This is a genomic window from Weissella sp. ESL1156 (assembly GCF_058505625.1).
The window spans coordinates 1,127,395-1,144,219 of sequence record NZ_CP196372.1; the positions used below are offsets into that span (position 1 = coordinate 1,127,395).

The following is a 16,825-nucleotide window of genomic DNA, read 5'->3' on the forward strand; positions in this document are numbered from 1 at the left end:
ACATCACATGGATTCTTTGATTATATTTAACGATCGGCATAGCCGTTTGGATGCTTTTGAAGCCAGTTCCAAGCCGTACTAATAATTTCCTTAACGTCATCGTACTTTGGTTCCCAACCAAGTACTTCACGAGCTTTAGCAGATGAAGCCACTAATGAATCAGGATCACCGGCGCGACGTGGACCAACTTCTGCAGGAATTGGTTGACCAGTTGCTTCACGAGCAGCTTCAACCATTTGCTTTACTGAAAAGCCATTGGCTGAACCTAGGTTAAATTGATTAGATTCATTACCTTTTGCCAAGTAATCCAGTGCTAATACATGGGCATCTGCCAAGTCCATCACATGCACATAGTCACGCACATTGAATCCGTCTGGCGTGTTATAGTCATCACCAAACATCATAATTTTTTCACGTTGACCCAATGCTGTTTGTAAAATAATTGGTACTAAATGCGTTTCAGTTGGGTGATCTTCACCAATTGAACCATCCGCCTTTGCACCAGCAACATTGAAATATCGTAATGCGACCCACTTCAAACCATAAGCTTGGTCAGCCCACTTCATAATATGTTCCATTTGGAGCTTTGACTCACCATAAGGATTAATTGGATTTTGTGGTGTCGTTTCCTTGATTGGATTTTCCTTTGCAACACCATATGTAGCTGCCGTTGATGAGAAAACAATTTGCTTGACGTCAAAGTCTAACATCACTTCAAGCAAATTGATCATACCGTAAACGTTATTATCAAAATACATTAATGGCTTTTCAACTGATTCTGGCACAATTGATGATGCGGCAAAATGCACCACTTGTTCAATATTTTCTTTTTCAAAAACTTCTGACAATGCTGCTTTATCACGAATATCGACTTCGTAGAATGGCACCCCTTCTGGCACTGCCGCACGATGTCCTGTTAACAAATTATCAACAACGACAACATCACGATGATCTGCTAACAATGTTGCAACCATATGAGAACCAATATAGCCAGCTCCCCCAAGTACTAATACAGACATTTCAATTCTCCTTATCGTCTTAATTACTCTTAGTTTAGCTTAATTTTTTGCTAACGTCCACTCAATCACTGCTTCTGCTGAAAGCACATCACCAAACCAAATCCGATGCTTTGTCATATTATCAGCAAATTGTACTTCTGACTTTATTTTATTACCTGGCAAAACTTCGTGTTCATATTTAATATTCATTGCAGTTGGTTCATGCGTTTTTAAAAATGACCCTGGTAACACATCGGTCATCCAATCAGCATATTTCGAATTATTAACATGTTGGTTAGAATCAATATCTAGATAACGTACAACGTATTCTTGCTCATAATCTGGTGCTTTTGTGTCATCAAAAGCAATAACTTCTGTTGAACGTGGAATTTTGCGCACATGTTCAGGTTGATATGCCTCAGACATATCCTTAGGAATACGTGCTAATTTTCGTTTGTTCATATCAATCATTGAAAATAAGGTGTCCATCACGACTAAATCTTGGCCTGCTTGATCAAGCAAACGATACTCACGCTTTGCAAAAAAAGGATTAAATTGTTTTGCTTTTGTGGTCAAAATGATTTTTTCACCATCTTTAGGACGACGCTTGATTTTAACTTCTTGTTGTAAAACAATCCAACCTAATCCTTTTTCGTGGGTATAGTCGGGACCGATGTTTAAATCAATTGATTGTTGCGTTGAACTTAAAATTGCCAAATTAAAAATCATTGGCAGGCTCAATTTACCAGTTACATCTGCTTCATAGTAAACCACATCATGTGGCATACGAAATTCTACAGCCATTAATTCTTTTCTCCTTGATATTCTAAATAAAGTGTTTGACGATCAAGTGATCGTTGCTTTGCAATTTGCTTAATTGCTGCTGTGGGTTTTAACCCCGTCGTTATTAACGCTTGGACTGCTTCAATGGGCGACAATGCGGCCAATGGGTCTTCATCGACTAATTCAGCAACTTGATCATTACCACTAACAAGCATGACGAATTCACCGCGAACTTCATGCGTCGTTGCCCAATTGGCTAATTCTGACACCGTACCACGTAAAAATTCTTCATAGCGTTTCGTTAATTCACGTGCTAAAACGATTTGGCGCTCAGGTCCAAAGGATTTTTCAACGGATTGTAACGTCTTTGCTAGTCGATGTGGTGCTTCATAAAAAATCATTGTTTCTTGATGCATTTTTAGTGTTTGCAATATTTGTTGCTGCTCTTTTGGTTTACGCGGTAAAAAACCATAAAACAAAAAAGGTTGGGGCGTTAGACCAGAAGCAATCAATGCGGTAATGCCTGCACTAGCACCTGGGATCGGTACGACTGGTATATCTGCTAAAATAGCTGCCTTAACAAGTTCATGACCTGGATCAGAAATTGATGGCATCCCTGCATCTGATACTTGAGCAATACTATCACCAGCTTGTAATCGTGCAATCAATTCTGGTATCCGAGTCTCTTTGTTATGTTCATGAAACGAAATTTGTTTCGTTGTGATATCAAATTGATTCAATAACTGTTGCGTATGACGTGTATCTTCCGCAGCAATCAGCGCTACCATTTGCATCACTTGGATTGATCGATGTGTCATATCACCTAAATTGCCAATTGGTGTTGGTACTAAGTACAAAGTACCCGTTGTTTGTGTCCCAAAACTTTTCTGTTGTTTCATGATAAACCTGCTAACTTAAATTGACTTTCTAATATCGTGGCTTCTAATGTCGTTTGGAAATTAATATTCTTTTGCAACCGTTGTGATGCCTTTAACACAATACGGACGACTGCCAAAATAACATCAGTCTGATAACGTTGGGCTGCTCCAGTCCAATCTTGTGAAAAATGATTGTGTGTCTGACCCGTTGCTTTAGTTAATAGAATGTCACGCCATGCTTGCGCAAACATCATTAATAGCACCTGATGCCTGGTTGGGTCATTCGCCAAGGGCATAAAGGTAGTGTGCACTAATGTAAATGCTTGATTAGAATTTTTTAAAATAGCCGTGACTAATTCTGCAATTGCTCGCGTTGCTTGAGTAAACCAATCATCAACTAACCAGTCCTGAGCTATTGTTGAACTATCGGTTAAAGCTTGTACTAATGATACTTGACTTTCTTGGTACCCCATTGCAAGAAGCTCATCTTTAAACTGTGTTTGCCCGGTTGCTGAAAATGCCACAACCTGTGTTCGGGAAATAATCGTTGGTAAGATTTGCGCACGATTTTCAGCAATTAAAATGGCTGTCTGACCAGCTACAGGCTCTTCAATAAATTTTAGTAACCCATTCGCAGCACCAGTTGTCATTGTATCAGCACCAGCAATAATAAATATTTTTTGATGACCTTCAACCGCAGTCTTACTAAATTCATCTTTCAAAAAACGTACTTGATCAACTTTGATGCTTTTACCATCTGGCTGTACTTCAATAACATCTGGATGTTCATGCTTCGCAATACGTTGGCATTGATCACAATGACCATCTGGTTGACCATCAGCTGTTACATGTTGACACATCAAACGCATCGCTAGCCAGTCAGCAACCAATTCTTGGCCACGACCAGCTGGTCCAGTAAATAAAAAAGCGTGAGCAAGCTGATGGCTTGCTAACGCCTTTTGTAGTTGCGCAATCAACTGAGGCTGTAAAGCCATGACGCGCGCAATTAATTCTTTGGCGTTCATGAGCACCTCTTAAAAACGATGAAATTGTTCAACATCTTGAACAAAGACTGTTGCGCCACCAACTTGGACTTCCATTGGCGTTGCAGCTGTTGATTCCATTGAAACATCAAGACTAACTGCTGGTGTCATGAATTGCTTACGCGTATGTGATGTATCATGGATAAGGTCTAGCACCTCTTGCACACGATCATCTTCAATACCAATCATAAATGTTGTGTTACCTGAACGTAAGAATCCACCAGATGTTGCCAGTCGTGTTGCACGAATATTTGCTTTCACAAATTTACCACCTAGTTTATTCGCATCTTTATCTTGTACAATCGCAATAATCATTTTCATAATGTGGAATCCTCCTCGTTCTGTATACCAAGTACTGGTCGTAGTGCTGTCCATGTGTCTGTAATAACGTCTGCCAAATCTTGTTCAGCATTAATGATTAGAAAACGTTTTGGGTATTGTTTTGCTAATTGATGATACGCATCTGTCACTCGTTGATGAAATGACAATGTTTCAACATCTAAACGATTAATTTCGTTTTGACGATTTTCTTGAATCCGTTGTAACCCTACTTCTGGGCGAATGTCTAAGTATACCGTCGCAGTTGGCATCAGGCCATTAATCGCAAACTCATTAATTTTCGTGACAGCATCAATACCAAGTTGACGACCCCCACCTTGATAGGCAATTGAACTATCAACATATCGATCACTGATAATGACTTTATCAGCAGCAAGTGCTGGTAAAATCGTATCAACCAGATGTTGTCGTCTTGATGCCGCATATAATAGGGCTTCCGTCCATGCATCCATAGTCGGTAAATTTGGATCCAATACCAAATCACGAATGGCTTCTGCAACGGAACTATCCTTACCACCTGGTTCTCTAGTCAATATCAATTTGTCTCCAAGTAACGGCGTCAATCGATTTATGATTGCTCGTAACACCGATGTTTTTCCCGCACCATCGGGTCCCTCGAATGTAATAAATCTCCCTGGCATGTATTCACCGCTTTCTAATCATTCTATGTTTCTCATTATACCAAAAAGAAGCCGATACAAAATAGTTTCGACCTCTTATTTAATAATTAACTAACAAAATCGTCTTTTTATATACATTTTACATTATTCTGGATGAACAAATGCTGTTGTCCAATGGCCTTTCATACCACGTTGTCGGGCAGCTCGTAATAAAAAGAAATATTTTTGTTTCGCACGAGCTGTTTCAGCTTTTATCATTCTTGGTGCAATATCGCTTTCAAACATAGCATTTTCAGACAAACGTGCTTTTTCATAGTCATATTTTGCCCGTTCGATCGCTTTTGATAAACGTTCATCATAAGCTTGCTTGTTAAATGACGAACGCTTCCGGTGTAATTTGAACATTATAACTGCGTCCTTCCTTCAACTGCCTTAATTAAAGTAATTTGATCGGCATAGTCAATATCACTACCAACAGATAATCCTGTTGCTAAACGTGAGACTTTTAGTCCAGCTGGCTTCAATAAACGCGATAAATACATCGCCGTCGCTTCACCTTCAGCATTTGCATTCGTTGCAACGATTACTTCTTGAATAGTCTCATCTTTTTGAAGACGGTTAACAAGTGATTCAATATTGATATCATCTGGCCCTTTCCCTTCAAGCGGTGATAGAACCCCATGCAACACGTGATATAAGCCTCGATACTCACCAGTATTTTCAATAGCCATCAAATCTTTCACTTCAGCTACCACTAATACCTGACTTTGATCACGACTATCATCTGAACAAATCACGCATGGATCCGTTTCAGTCAAATTACCACAGATCGAACAATACTGTAAATCACGCTTTGCGGAAATCAACGCTTGGGCAAAACTGGTCACTTCTTCTTCTGGCATATCAATCGTATAAAACGCTAATCGTGTTGCAGTCTTGATTCCAATACCTGGTAATTTTGTATAACTATCAATTAATTTTGCAATTGGTTCTGGATACTGCATACAACCGCCTTCTTTCTACTTCATTTTAAAACATACCTTTTGGTGCAAATTGGCCCAAACGTTTTTGTTGATCCTGTTCAATTTGCTTCATGGCATCATTAACTGCAACAATGACCATATCTGATAAGCTATCAACATCATCTGGATCAACGATATCAGCTTTAATTTGCAAATCCTTTAACTCACGATCACCATTAAAAGTTGCTAAAACCAAATCAGAAGGTGCATGACCAACATAATCAGTCTTTGCAATAGCAGCTTGCTCATCTTCCATCTGCTTTTGCATCTTCTTAGCTTGTTTCATCATTTGTTGCATATTTTGTCCACCGAACATTAATTTTTCCTCATTTCATTTATTTTAATCATCAATTTCTTCAACAATGTCTGCATCAAAAATTTTTCTTGCTTCTGCTACGGCATTATCTACCTGTGGATCCTCAGTTTCCTCGACTTCAGGATTAATTGGCGGCGTTGTTGTTTGCTGATGCTTTGGCAACTGAGCCACAAACTTCGCACGCAATTGTGGCCAACTATCAGCCGTAATAAATACCAATTGTCGTTCATTTTGAGCTTGTGTCAATTCGCGTATTTGAGTGACCATCGTTTGTAGCAGATCTGCTTTATGCATGGCATTGACACGAATAACATCAAAATCAAAAGCAACCACTAATCCATCACTGGAAGCTGCAATTGGGCGAGCAACATTCAACATCGCTTGCTCAGGTACTGGCAACATATTGATCATATCAGCCCAAATTGTGGTGACACGATTTAAATCACCACGAGTCGCCTCGCCCAAAACTGTAAATACCGCTGCTTGATCATCACTGACTTGTGGTGCGATTCGTGTCCTTTGCGCAACTGGTTGTTTTGGTGCTGTTGGTTGCTGTGTTGTTGCTTGAGCATTAGTAACAGCTGTTACTGATTCAACCGATGTATTGGTTTGTACCGATGTTCCAGTTTGATTTTGTGGTTTTGCCAGATGAGGTTGCTGATTCGTTGTCACTATTGCAGACTGCGTCATTGGTTGACTCAATTTCACTGTCAACACTTCCAAATAAATAGCTGGTCGATTCGTATAGCGCAATTGTTGTTGCGTTTCATTTAGTGTATCAATCATCAGATACCAACTCGTTGCTGATTGTTCTTTAGCCAATGATGTAAATGTTTCATCGGGTACCAACGTCACTAATTCTGGTGCTTCAGTATACAGCAACAAATCACGGGCATAACTAATCAAATCTTCAACAAAGCGATTGGCATCTTTACCTGCATCTAAAACTTCAGAAAGTTTTGCTAAGGCTCTTTTTGTATCTTGTTTAACAACCGATTGCACATATTCTCCCAACAGTGTTTGTGTCACTGATCCTGTGACTAACAAAGCATTTTCAAGGGTCACATGACCATCGCCAAACGATAGTGCTTGATCCAAAATACTCAAGGCATCACGCATCCCCCCATCAGCAGCATTGGCAATCACTTTAAGTGCTGCTTCATCATACGTATTACCACGTTGATCTAAAATATAAACCATTCGTTCGTAGGCTGATTGCGCATTAATCCGTTTAAAATCAAAACGTTGTGTACGTGAAATAATCGTAGCCGGAATTTTTTGTGGCTCCGTTGTTGCCAGAATAAAAATGACATTTGCTGGTGGCTCTTCCAATGTTTTTAGTAAGGCATTGAACGCACCGGTTGATAACATGTGAACCTCATCGATGATATAAACTTTATACTTTGCTCGTGTTGGTGCATAAGTCACATCTTCACGAATCTCACGAATCTCATCCACACCATTATTCGAGGCCGCATCTAATTCGATGATATCACCTAATGTTCCTTCATCAGCTGCCTGACAAATTTCACAGATGCCATCTGGTTCGCCATCCACTGGATGCAAACAATTAATCGCTTTCGCAAAAATTTTAGCCGCTGAAGTCTTCCCTGTTCCCCTGGGTCCACTAAACAAATACGCATGAGTCGTTTGTCCAGTAATAATGGCATTTTTCAATGTCTTTGTCACAATTTCCTGACCAATCATATCGCTAAATTTCTGTGGACGCCATGTCCGATATAACGCTTGATATGCCATGATTTGGGACCCCTTTCTCATCATTTATTTTTTATTAATTTATTTGTAACTATCCTTACCAATAATATCAGAAAATACAAATTGATAACAGTTGACATTTCAAAAAAAGAGGTCAGAACGATGTGTTCTAACCTCTGATAAAATGCTTAAGAAGTGAAGCACAATGCACGATCTCCTTAGTGCTGCTGCCTTCCGACCCTGACACGATTCGAAGTGCACACTTGCCCCACAAATTACATTATAACAAGTCTTTTTCATTTTGACCAGTCTTTTCCTCAGCAAATCGTTGTGCACGCTTAACCGTTTTTTTTCGTTCGCGTACAGTTTTAAAAAATTGTTTTAATAGTGCACTAGCTTCCGATGCTCGTACACCAGCATGTACATTAACCTGGTGATTTAATCGACTATCTGTCAATAATTCGTACATTGATGTCACACCACCAGCTTTAGGATCATCAGCCCCATAATAAACATCCATTAGTCGAGTCTGTTGAATTAAACCTGCACACATAATGCATGGTTCTAACGTGACAAACAACTGTGCCTTTGGTAATCGCCATGAATGTAATTGACGATTAGCCTCAATGATCGCTTGATATTCAGCATGTTGACTACCATCTTGAAAGTGCTCTCGCAAATTAAACGCCCGACTAATCACCTGACCATCTTGCACAACAACTGCCCCAATTGGCACTTCACCAATACTAGCTGCCTTACGTGCTTCAGCTAATGCTAGTCCCATGAAATAATTGATTTGATCATTCGTCAATTGTATTACCATACACACTTTCCAAAATATAATACCCTTTATCTTTGGCAATAATTTGCACATTACCAAATAATCCGGCCATTAATTTCTTTGCAGATGGTGCACCCTGCTTTTTTTGCAAAACAACGGTTAAAGTACCGCCATCAACAAGATGATCAACGGCACCCGCAATCATATCTGTCACAATTTGTTTCCCCGCTCGGACTGGTGGGTTTGTTAAAATCGCCGCAAATTTATCATGGATATTTTCATAACGATCAGATTGCACGACAGTAATCTGGTCTGCGACATGATTACTTTGTGCATTCCGCTTAATTAAGTCAACTGCACGCTGATTAATTTCTGCTGCAACAAAAGTTCGTTCAGTCATCACCTTTGCAAGACTAATGGCAACAGGTCCATACCCAGCACCTAAGTCTAAAATTTTTCCAGCTGGCAACGATTGATGAAAAGCCGATAACATGGTACGTGTCCCGTAATCAACTGTGGTTCTTGAAAAGACGCCCGTATCTGTCGTAAATGTTAACAATTGATCAAATAAAGAAAATGTCCACGTATGCTCATCATGTGCTGTTGTTGGATTTTCCGTGTAATAATGTTCAGCCATCATTTCCCTTTCTCGTTCATTATTATTTAAAATACTGATGTAAAAATTTTTGCACTGTTGCCTCATATTTTGCTGGGTTCGTGCGATATGATTCAACATGTGAGGCACCAGGCACTAAGTACTTTTCTTTGGGACCATTACTAGCTTCATAAACAGGTTGCATAAATTTTGTTGGCACAAATTTATCATTACTACCATGAATGAATAACATTGGGCGCGTATTCTTTGCCAATAATTTTTCAGCATCAGCCTGCGCATAACTATAACCTGCAAACACCTTTGAATAGCCTGATACGACTGGAATTAAAATATTACTTAACCATTTTGGTAACCCGTACATATGACCAGCTTCATAATGTAATTCATCTGAAACCGATGTATAACCTGAGTCTTCAATATATGCTTCAACTTGTTTTGGCGGATTCATCCCCGATAACATCATCGTTGTTGCAGCCCCCATTGAAGCTCCCATGATCAGGATGCGACTACCTTGACCGTTCTTTTTTAGAACTTGTTGGATCCATTCTTGATAATCTTTTGCATCTAAGTAACCAAAACCAATATATTTACCACCAGATTGTCCAGCAGCACGATCATCAGGCATCAACACATTGTAACCAAAACGATGAAACATTTCACCATAAGGTGCCATCGCACGATGGTCCACACCAAATCCATGAATAACAATGACTGTTTTGGTTGTTGGTTTTGCAGCTGGTAAATAATGACCAACTAACTTTGTCCCATCTTTTGCCTGTAAATGCCACTTTTTTGTGTCCGCTGCCAACCACTTTTGTTGTTGCGAATATAACGGATTGTCCTGATTAACTAACCCACTACCGACAAAGTCTTTTTTTGCTCGTACTTCAGCCACATGAAAGAAATAACCACCAGCGCCTAAAATGGCTGCACCAATTACCATAATCAACGTGGCAAGTGTTGTCCACACTTTTCGTCTTGTCGTCCATTTTTTATGTTGTTTTGCCATTTTTACCTTACCCTATACCTACGAAACTTACTCAAAATATTATAGCATAAGGATTCATACCAGATAAACAACGCTGCTGCTGTTGTTGTTGTTGTTAGTGATTTTACTAATTCGACTCATTTTCGTTAACTCATTCTCAGATTTGTCAATCAGAAATTCATTATTCCATTATTCAATAGTTAATCCTCACTCTTTATTTTTCGTAGAACTAATCTTGTATGGACGATAACTATTATCTAATAACCAGCTTATCCGTGTTCATTTATAATCTAATTGAGTTATGCTAAAATGATTAGAACAATATGAGATAATGGAGTATTAAGATGACCTATTCATTAAACTGGGATTTAGATCCCATTTACCCTGGTGGTATTCACTCACCACAATTCGTCGATAAACTAACTTTGTTAAGCCAGCAAATTACTGACCTACGTACAAACATTGCTCATTACGAGCAACAAAGCGACAGCAAATATCAAAAATTCGCCAAGCTAGTTGCTGATAATCAAGTGATTGATTCAGGTCTTCAAACAGCTAGTTTATTCGTAAATGCCTTATCTGCTGCCGATTATACAAATCCAGAATATCGTTCGTATCAAAATAAAGTTGCACAATTAGCTGTTGCTTATCAAACACCGTTGAATGCTTTTACTAAATTATTAACGACATTCTCAGATAAAGATTTTGCAACAGCGTTAGCCGAAAAATCAGTTGCGCCGGTTGCATTTTATTTAACTGAATTGCGCCAACAAGCTGATCGTTTATTAGATGATCAAACTGAATCATTATTGAATCACTTACGTTTAGACGGTCTCAATGCTTGGTCCGAACACTACGATACAATCAGTGCTGGTCTAACAATGACTTATACAGATGAAAACGGTCAACATCAAACCTTATCTGCTGGACAAGCCTTGAATCGGATCGATGATTATCCTAATAACAATATCCGCGCTAATATCATGCATCAATATGAAAACATGTGGGGTCGTGCTGAAAACTTGGCTGCTGATACATTGAATCATCTTGCCGGCGCACGTTTGACTGAACAAAAAGCCCATGGTTATCATGATTTTCTTGAACAGCCCCTTGAATTAAACCGAATGTCACGTGATACACTGACAACGATGTGGCAAGTTGTTGATGATAATAAAGATATGTTTGCAAACTATTTTGATCGTAAAGCACAATTACTGGGATTAGAAAAAATTGGTTGGCAAGATCAAGCAGCACCAATAACAAAATTAGGTAACTACAAGCCAACAACAACGACCTATGATGAAACTGCTGCTTTTATTATTAAAAATTTTGGTAAGTACTCACCCAAAATGGCTGCTTTTGCGCAACACGCTTTTGAAAATCAATGGATTGAAGCTGAAAACCGTCCTGGCAAAACACCAGGGGCTTGGATGGAAAGTGTACCTGATATTCATGAATCACGAATCATTACAACATTTACCGGATCAGTCAATGATTCTGCAACGATTGCACATGAAATTGGGCATGGTTTCCATACATCTGTATTGGCTGACCTACCCGTTTGGCGTGATGCCTATGCCATGAACGTTGCCGAGACAGCCTCAACTTTTGCTGAAATGTTGATTGCTGATGCCAATGTTCAAGCGGCAACATCAGATGCTGAAAAAGTTGTGTTACTCGATGCGAAGATGGCGAACCCCGTTGCCATGTTCTTAAACATTCATGCACGTTTCTTATTTGAAAAAAGTTTTTATGAAGAGCGTCAAAATGGGTTTGTTCCTGCGGCACGATTGAATGAACTAATGACAACCGCCCAAAAACAAGCTTTTGGTGGTATTTTGGATGAAACACATCCCCACTTCTGGGCATCAAAACTACATTTTTATATTGATGATGTGCCTTTCTATAATTTCCCATATACCTTTGGTTATCTATTTAGTCAAGGTATCTATGCTTGGGCGCAAACACAAGATAATTTTGAAGAGGCTTATATCTCGTTACTCCGTGACACCGCAAATATGACTACTGAAGCACTGGCTCAAAAACATCTTGGTGTTGACTTAACAAAAACAGATTTCTGGCAGGCCGGTGCTGATTTAATCAAACAAGACATCAATGAATTCTTACAACTTTCAGAGCAATTCATCTAAGTTTCGTCGATTAAATTAATCATTGATACCTGAACAGGATCGTTAAATAAACCATTAAGCTGGTAGTTTAACGGTACTGTTACCTTTTGCCTAAAATAGCATTATTATATTTTTAATTTTCATTTAAGCTTCATGGTAATAAAATAACAATTATAGGGGTGTTTAATTTTACTGATCAAATTTTCAGTAATGACTTTATCGATCAAAGACAATCATTGAGGTATTTTGAACAAAAATTCTGAAAGGAAGTGTTTTTATTTTGAATAAAGAAGAGAGTGGTCCTAAAAAGAACAATCCATTTCTAAATTACACAGCTTATATTATTGCACTAGGTGGTTTTCTCTTTGGATATGATACAGGTGTGATTAATGGCGCATTAACTTTCATTAGTCATGCTGACCAATTAGGCGCTTCACCAACGATTCAAGGTTTAATATCAAGTGCTCTAGTTTTAGGCTGTATGTTTGGTGCATTATCAGTCACGACATTAGCTGATAATCTTGGTCGAAAGAAACTGCTACAGTGGATTGCAGCAATTTTTACGATTGCAACTATCGCTTGTTCGTTGGCAATTAACGCTTGGATGTTGATTATTTCACGCTTTATTCTCGGTTTATCAGTTGGTTGTGCATCTAGTTTATCACCACTGTATTTAGACGAGATTTCACCTGATCGCTTAAAGGCGAAAAACGTGAATAAAAATGCTATCGCAATCGTTGTTGGTCAATTAACAGCCTTTACAGTTAATGCCATTCTTGGCTCATTATGGGGCAATTGGCATCCCGTTTGGCGTATTATGATGTTAGCAGCAGCCATTCCTGCCATTTTCTTATGGATTACTTCTGCTAAAATTCCAAACAGTCCCTTCTGGTATTTGTTGGAACGTCAACGTGATCGGGCACAAAAAGTTTTCAAAAAGTTAGGTTTTCCAAAATTAGATATTCGAGAAAATATTAGCGAAGCCAAACAATCACTACGCCAAGGTGAAAAAATCAATTGGCACCTTATTTTTTCATCTAAGGCTGCGTTGTATATCCTCGGTGCTGGTTTAACCGTTGGTTTTATTCAACAGGCTTCTGGTATTAACACAGTCATGTATTATGGCTCAGTCATTCTTGAAAAAGTAGGGCTGGGATCTGGCGCTTCATTATATGGTAATGTCCTAATTGGGATTGTTTCGTCTATCGCTATTTTCGCTGGAAAGCACATTGTTGAACGCGTTTCCCCTTTTCGGCTATTAACGATTGGTTTAACTTCAAATGTTTTTAGTTTAGGTCTATTAAGTTGGGTCATGAAAACGACACCACTTGCACCAGCGATGAATAACATTTTGGTACTAATCATTTTGGCCTACTTTTTGGCAACCCAACAAGGTCTTGTGAGTCCTGTCACCTGGATGCTACTGTCAGAAATGTTCCCACAGCAATTGCGGACGACTTTTAACGCTTTAAGTACGGCAATGATTTGGTTAACAAACTTTATCATTAGTTTAATTTTCCCAATTTTAATTGCTCATCAAGGCACGGCTGGTGTATTCTTGATTTTCACCTTTGCCAATCTTGGTTGCATTTTTTTGGCAGCAATTTTTGCCAACTCACACCTTATCAAACGAGCCGCTGCAAAAATCAACTAATATTGATCACTATGCGATAAAATAATCGTTATTATTAATTATCTCCTGTATAATAACAGAAAATGGGTATACAGGGGGAAATATCATGAAATTATATCGTTCGAAAGATAATCGTGTCTTAGCTGGTGTTTTGGGTGGTTTAGCTGAACGTTTCGATTGGAACGTTAATATACTAAGAGTTCTCTGGGTATTGTTAACCTTAAGTCCATTTCCAGGTTTAATTATTTACTTAATACTTTGGTTATTACTACCTGAAAAATAGCATGAATAAAATATTGTCAAAAAAGAGCGTTAAACAACCAGATACATTTGGCTGTTTAACGCTCTTTCATGATGCTTTGATTTATTTAACAATTAATTTTGAAGAGGCACTAGCCAATGCAACAGTTAATCCTAATGGTAATAAGGCTGAATAATCTAGATGACAGACTTCGAATAACATAAACAAGGCCATTAATGGAGCCTGTTGCGAAGCTGCCAAAAAGCCAACTGCTCCCAAAACACCTGCTTGTGCAAGTGAGGCGTCTGGCACGATCATCACATAACCAAATCCAAGTAATACCCCTAGAGCACCACCAATTGCAATTGAGGGCGTCAATGTGCCACCAGCAGCACCACCTCTAATTGTTAAAATAGTAACGACCGTCTTCAGTAGGGCCCCAACTAATAAAAAGCCGGCGACACGACTATCTGTCTGTATAAACGCAAACTCAGCTAGTCCACGACCATTACCCATGATTTGTGGCATAAACATTGCCACAATCCCAGTTAATAAACCAACCAATGGTAACTGCCAAAGAATTTGTGCAGGTGTACTGCTTTTTTTACCAGCCCATTGGAATCCTCGGCGAAATAATGCTCCCAAAATTCCCATGAGAATACCAAATATCACCACCAGCGGTAACATATCCATGGCAAAATTTTTATGATTAATCAGATAATAAGGCACAAAGCCCTTCGTTATTGATCCAATCAACATCGCAATGACAGACATACTTAAGCTAACTGACACGGTCCGCATACTAACCTTTTTTAACAATAGTTCGACAGCAAACATCATCCCTGTTATTGGTGCAATATAGATACCAGCAAAACCAGCACCGGCAGCAGCAGCAATCAATAAACGTTGATCATCTGTTGATAAACTAGCTAAACCAACATGCTGACTAAATTTCTGCCAGTGTTGGGCTAACATGGCCCCCGCTTCCCGTGGTGCTAACTCACGACCAATTGATCCACCTGTTGCAACATAGAGAATCTGCGTCATCACATGAACGATTGTTACCCAAAAAGGCATCGTTTCACCTTTCAACGCACGATTAATACTGACCGTTGGCCGACAATAACGCTTCAATGCATACCAAACAAGGCTCACAATAATGCCACCCAGAGTGACTGATACTAAGCGATTGATTGCTGTTGCTTGAGTAGCCACTGGTATACTTGCATTTTCCTCAAAATGTAAAAATAAACGCTCAACGACATCTAATAATTGACCTAACAATAGTGAACTAAATCCCACAATGATACCAAGAACGATCGTTGATATAATCAACGTCATTGTTTGACGTGTTGTTTCCTTCATCATAATAATTTTCCTTACTATTCAACTTCAAAAACTTGTTCATTAATCAAATCAAATGATTGATGATGGTTACTTAGAATGGGCGTTAGTTTGGCTTGTGACCAAAACTGCTGAGAATTTGTCGCCCCATTCGGTTCACCAATAATAATAAATCGCTTATGGGTATATTGACTCCGAATGGTTTGCAGAACATCCCAATCAGCTTGGGTCGTATCCGGTGCCCAACTCATGATAATCGTTGTTGCTGTCTCGCCATATTTGGCTAATGCTGCCAACGCGGTCATATTTTCAACTGTCGTTACTGGCTCTGCCAAGGTAATATCGGGTTGATTACGCCAAGTTTGATTATCTGTGGCAAATACAATTTGTTTGGGATCAATAGCTCGCAATCCTGCAGACAAATAGCCATGTCCAGCCATTAATTCAAGAACTGGTTGACCTGCCGTTTCACGTGACAAATCTTGAATAAATGGTGTTGATACATAACCATACATACTAAAGTATTCAATTAAGGCATCACGTAAATGATGAACTAAAAAATCAATATTTTCTAAATCATCTCTTAGCTGTGCCCATAAGGCGTTTCCACGCGTAGGTTGTTGTGGAAATCGTCGTAGAACATCGCTTTGAGTCGCAGTAATCATCTCTTCAGTAACTTCTAAAATAGGTAAAGTTGCTGGTAAATAACCTTGATTTAATAAATTGATAGTTTGTACGACTTGCGTGATTAAATGATTAACACTTGTTATATGACGAAATGATGCCTGATACGACAACAGCTCACTAAGATAATCAATCTCAGTGAGCTGTCTGCCTGTACCAAAACGAATAAGTTCTTCTTGGTTCATCTTGTTTTGATCCTTTAAAACAAACTTTCTTGATGATTACTACGTACATCATCATCAGCAGTATAAGATACTGGATTCAAGTACGAATTGACATATTGAAAAATATCAAACCGTTGTTGATCTGTCAATGGCTTACCATTAAAATCAATTTCTTTACCCGATAAAAATAGTAATGATAGATCAGTTTTTTCAGACATTGCTCGCCCAACTAAAAAATCCATGGACACATTGAAAAAATCAGCTAATTTCCGTACCTCTATGTAAGACGGTGAACGGTCGCCCCGCTCCCAGTTTCCAATTTGAGCGGCTGTATTTGGTTTTTGACCTGGCTCAAGAAGTTTGTTCATTTCTTCAGCAAGATTTTCCAATGTGATATTACGGCCTTTTCGTAATTCACGTAAGCGATCAGGAAACATACGCGTAGGACTCCATTCATTAAATATCGTTTATGGGTTTTCACCTTAATATGTCCATTTTACCGAACTTTTATCTGTTTTTCCACAAATATT

At 38.9% G+C, this 16,825-nt stretch carries 19 protein-coding genes and 1 other RNA gene; 3 read left to right on the plus strand and 17 right to left on the minus strand.

Annotated elements, in window-relative coordinates:
* Positions 1-26: 26 nt before the first annotated feature.
* The 14 genes from galE to ACSKY2_RS05805 form a co-directional block, all read right to left on the minus strand.
* A complete protein-coding gene (galE, locus tag ACSKY2_RS05740) occupies positions 27-1,019 on the minus strand; it encodes a UDP-glucose 4-epimerase GalE (RefSeq protein ID WP_489840698.1) in 993 nt (330 codons plus the stop codon).
* 39 nt (positions 1,020-1,058) lie between these two features.
* Positions 1,059-1,802, minus strand: a complete 744-nt coding sequence (locus tag ACSKY2_RS05745; RefSeq protein ID WP_489877073.1) for an acyl-[acyl-carrier-protein] thioesterase — start codon at positions 1,800-1,802, stop codon at positions 1,059-1,061.
* The gene (rsmI, locus tag ACSKY2_RS05750) at positions 1,802-2,680 is read right to left on the minus strand and encodes a 16S rRNA (cytidine(1402)-2'-O)-methyltransferase (RefSeq protein WP_489840696.1); all 879 of its coding nucleotides are present in this window, start codon (positions 2,678-2,680) and stop codon (positions 1,802-1,804) included. Before rsmI ends, ACSKY2_RS05745 begins: the two co-directional genes overlap by 1 nt.
* A complete protein-coding gene (gene holB / locus ACSKY2_RS05755; RefSeq protein WP_489877074.1) occupies positions 2,677-3,684 on the minus strand; it encodes a DNA polymerase III subunit delta' in 1,008 nt (335 codons plus the stop codon). The genes rsmI and holB overlap by 4 nt, the downstream gene beginning before the upstream one ends.
* 9 nt (positions 3,685-3,693) lie before the next feature.
* Positions 3,694-4,023, minus strand: a complete 330-nt coding sequence (darA, locus tag ACSKY2_RS05760; protein WP_489840694.1) for a cyclic di-AMP receptor DarA — start codon at positions 4,021-4,023, stop codon at positions 3,694-3,696.
* A complete protein-coding gene (tmk, locus tag ACSKY2_RS05765) occupies positions 4,020-4,682 on the minus strand; it encodes a dTMP kinase (RefSeq protein ID WP_489840693.1) in 663 nt (220 codons plus the stop codon). The genes darA and tmk overlap by 4 nt, the downstream gene beginning before the upstream one ends.
* Before the next feature lie 123 nt (positions 4,683-4,805).
* Complete coding sequence (locus ACSKY2_RS05770) at positions 4,806-5,066, minus strand: YaaL family protein (protein WP_489877075.1); 261 nt, start codon at positions 5,064-5,066, stop codon at positions 4,806-4,808.
* Complete coding sequence (gene recR / locus ACSKY2_RS05775) at positions 5,066-5,665, minus strand: recombination mediator RecR (protein ID WP_489840691.1); 600 nt, start codon at positions 5,663-5,665, stop codon at positions 5,066-5,068. Before recR ends, ACSKY2_RS05770 begins: the two co-directional genes overlap by 1 nt.
* A 25-nt stretch (positions 5,666-5,690) precedes the next feature.
* Positions 5,691-5,999, minus strand: coding sequence for a YbaB/EbfC family nucleoid-associated protein (locus tag ACSKY2_RS05780; RefSeq protein ID WP_489840690.1), 309 nt, complete (start codon positions 5,997-5,999; stop codon positions 5,691-5,693).
* A 24-nt stretch (positions 6,000-6,023) separates the two neighbouring features.
* Positions 6,024-7,757: a DNA polymerase III subunit gamma/tau gene (gene dnaX, locus ACSKY2_RS05785; protein WP_489877076.1), complete on the minus strand. Its 1,734-nt coding sequence runs from the start codon at positions 7,755-7,757 to the stop codon at positions 6,024-6,026.
* 147 nt (positions 7,758-7,904) lie between these two features.
* An RNA gene (gene ffs / locus ACSKY2_RS05790) (signal recognition particle sRNA small type) lies at positions 7,905-7,990 on the minus strand.
* Positions 7,991-7,995: 5 nt separating this feature from the next.
* Positions 7,996-8,538 carry a nucleoside deaminase gene (locus tag ACSKY2_RS05795; protein WP_489877077.1) on the minus strand — a complete coding sequence of 181 codons (543 nt, stop codon included), beginning with the start codon at positions 8,536-8,538 and terminating at the stop codon, positions 7,996-7,998.
* Positions 8,516-9,133, minus strand: coding sequence for a class I SAM-dependent methyltransferase (locus ACSKY2_RS05800; RefSeq protein ID WP_489878232.1), 618 nt, complete (start codon positions 9,131-9,133; stop codon positions 8,516-8,518). The genes ACSKY2_RS05795 and ACSKY2_RS05800 overlap by 23 nt, the downstream gene beginning before the upstream one ends.
* A gap of 22 nt (positions 9,134-9,155) precedes the next feature.
* Positions 9,156-10,121, minus strand: coding sequence for an alpha/beta hydrolase (locus ACSKY2_RS05805; protein WP_489877078.1), 966 nt, complete (start codon positions 10,119-10,121; stop codon positions 9,156-9,158).
* A gap of 323 nt (positions 10,122-10,444) precedes the next feature.
* Here ACSKY2_RS05805 and ACSKY2_RS05810 point away from each other — a divergent pair, with 323 nt between their 5' ends.
* The 3 genes from ACSKY2_RS05810 to ACSKY2_RS05820 all read left to right on the plus strand — a co-directional run bounded on the left by ACSKY2_RS05810 (position 10,445) and on the right by ACSKY2_RS05820 (position 14,145).
* Positions 10,445-12,250: a M3 family oligoendopeptidase gene (locus tag ACSKY2_RS05810; protein WP_489877079.1), complete on the plus strand. Its 1,806-nt coding sequence runs from the start codon at positions 10,445-10,447 to the stop codon at positions 12,248-12,250.
* A gap of 259 nt (positions 12,251-12,509) precedes the next feature.
* Positions 12,510-13,883 (plus strand): sugar porter family MFS transporter, encoded by a 1,374-nt coding sequence (locus ACSKY2_RS05815; RefSeq protein WP_489877080.1) that lies wholly within the window; start codon positions 12,510-12,512, stop codon positions 13,881-13,883.
* Positions 13,884-13,968: 85 nt separating this feature from the next.
* Positions 13,969-14,145 carry a PspC domain-containing protein gene (locus ACSKY2_RS05820; RefSeq protein ID WP_489877081.1) on the plus strand — a complete coding sequence of 59 codons (177 nt, stop codon included), beginning with the start codon at positions 13,969-13,971 and terminating at the stop codon, positions 14,143-14,145.
* A gap of 81 nt (positions 14,146-14,226) precedes the next feature.
* Here ACSKY2_RS05820 and ACSKY2_RS05825 read toward each other — a convergent pair whose 3' ends face one another.
* From ACSKY2_RS05825 to ACSKY2_RS05835, 3 genes are read right to left on the minus strand one after another with little or no spacing between them, the layout of a single operon-like run.
* Entirely contained in the window at positions 14,227-15,471 is a 1,245-nt protein-coding gene (locus tag ACSKY2_RS05825) for a chloride channel protein (protein WP_489877082.1), read from the minus strand.
* Positions 15,472-15,485: 14 nt separating this feature from the next.
* Positions 15,486-16,316, minus strand: a complete 831-nt coding sequence (locus ACSKY2_RS05830) for an SAM-dependent methyltransferase (protein WP_489877083.1) — start codon at positions 16,314-16,316, stop codon at positions 15,486-15,488.
* Positions 16,317-16,330: 14 nt separating this feature from the next.
* The gene (locus ACSKY2_RS05835; protein WP_489877084.1) at positions 16,331-16,732 is read right to left on the minus strand and encodes a helix-turn-helix domain-containing protein; all 402 of its coding nucleotides are present in this window, start codon (positions 16,730-16,732) and stop codon (positions 16,331-16,333) included.
* Positions 16,733-16,825: the final 93 nt, after the last annotated feature.

Excerpts from the sequence above, each read along its gene's own strand:
- galE (WP_489840698.1), bottom strand. The coding sequence starts at position 1,019 with ATGTCTGTATTAGTACTTGGGGGAGCTGGCTATATTGGTTCTCATATG.
- ACSKY2_RS05745 (WP_489877073.1), bottom strand. The coding sequence starts at position 1,802 with ATGGCTGTAGAATTTCGTATGCCACATGATGTGGTTTACTATGAAGCA.
- rsmI (WP_489840696.1), bottom strand. The coding sequence starts at position 2,680 with ATGAAACAACAGAAAAGTTTTGGGACACAAACAACGGGTACTTTGTAC.
- holB (WP_489877074.1), bottom strand. The coding sequence starts at position 3,684 with ATGAACGCCAAAGAATTAATTGCGCGCGTCATGGCTTTACAGCCTCAG.
- darA (WP_489840694.1), bottom strand. The coding sequence starts at position 4,023 with ATGAAAATGATTATTGCGATTGTACAAGATAAAGATGCGAATAAACTA.
- tmk (WP_489840693.1), bottom strand. The coding sequence starts at position 4,682 with ATGCCAGGGAGATTTATTACATTCGAGGGACCCGATGGTGCGGGAAAA.
- ACSKY2_RS05770 (WP_489877075.1), bottom strand. The coding sequence starts at position 5,066 with ATGTTCAAATTACACCGGAAGCGTTCGTCATTTAACAAGCAAGCTTAT.
- recR (WP_489840691.1), bottom strand. The coding sequence starts at position 5,665 with ATGCAGTATCCAGAACCAATTGCAAAATTAATTGATAGTTATACAAAA.
- ACSKY2_RS05780 (WP_489840690.1), bottom strand. The coding sequence starts at position 5,999 with ATGTTCGGTGGACAAAATATGCAACAAATGATGAAACAAGCTAAGAAG.
- dnaX (WP_489877076.1), bottom strand. The coding sequence starts at position 7,757 with ATGGCATATCAAGCGTTATATCGGACATGGCGTCCACAGAAATTTAGC.
- ACSKY2_RS05795 (WP_489877077.1), bottom strand. The coding sequence starts at position 8,538 with ATGGTAATACAATTGACGAATGATCAAATCAATTATTTCATGGGACTA.
- ACSKY2_RS05800 (WP_489878232.1), bottom strand. The coding sequence starts at position 9,133 with ATGGCTGAACATTATTACACGGAAAATCCAACAACAGCACATGATGAG.
- ACSKY2_RS05805 (WP_489877078.1), bottom strand. The coding sequence starts at position 10,121 with ATGGCAAAACAACATAAAAAATGGACGACAAGACGAAAAGTGTGGACA.
- ACSKY2_RS05810 (WP_489877079.1), top strand. The coding sequence starts at position 10,445 with ATGACCTATTCATTAAACTGGGATTTAGATCCCATTTACCCTGGTGGT.
- ACSKY2_RS05820 (WP_489877081.1), top strand. The coding sequence starts at position 13,969 with ATGAAATTATATCGTTCGAAAGATAATCGTGTCTTAGCTGGTGTTTTG.
- ACSKY2_RS05825 (WP_489877082.1), bottom strand. The coding sequence starts at position 15,471 with ATGATGAAGGAAACAACACGTCAAACAATGACGTTGATTATATCAACG.
- ACSKY2_RS05830 (WP_489877083.1), bottom strand. The coding sequence starts at position 16,316 with ATGAACCAAGAAGAACTTATTCGTTTTGGTACAGGCAGACAGCTCACT.
- ACSKY2_RS05835 (WP_489877084.1), bottom strand. The coding sequence starts at position 16,732 with ATGTTTCCTGATCGCTTACGTGAATTACGAAAAGGCCGTAATATCACA.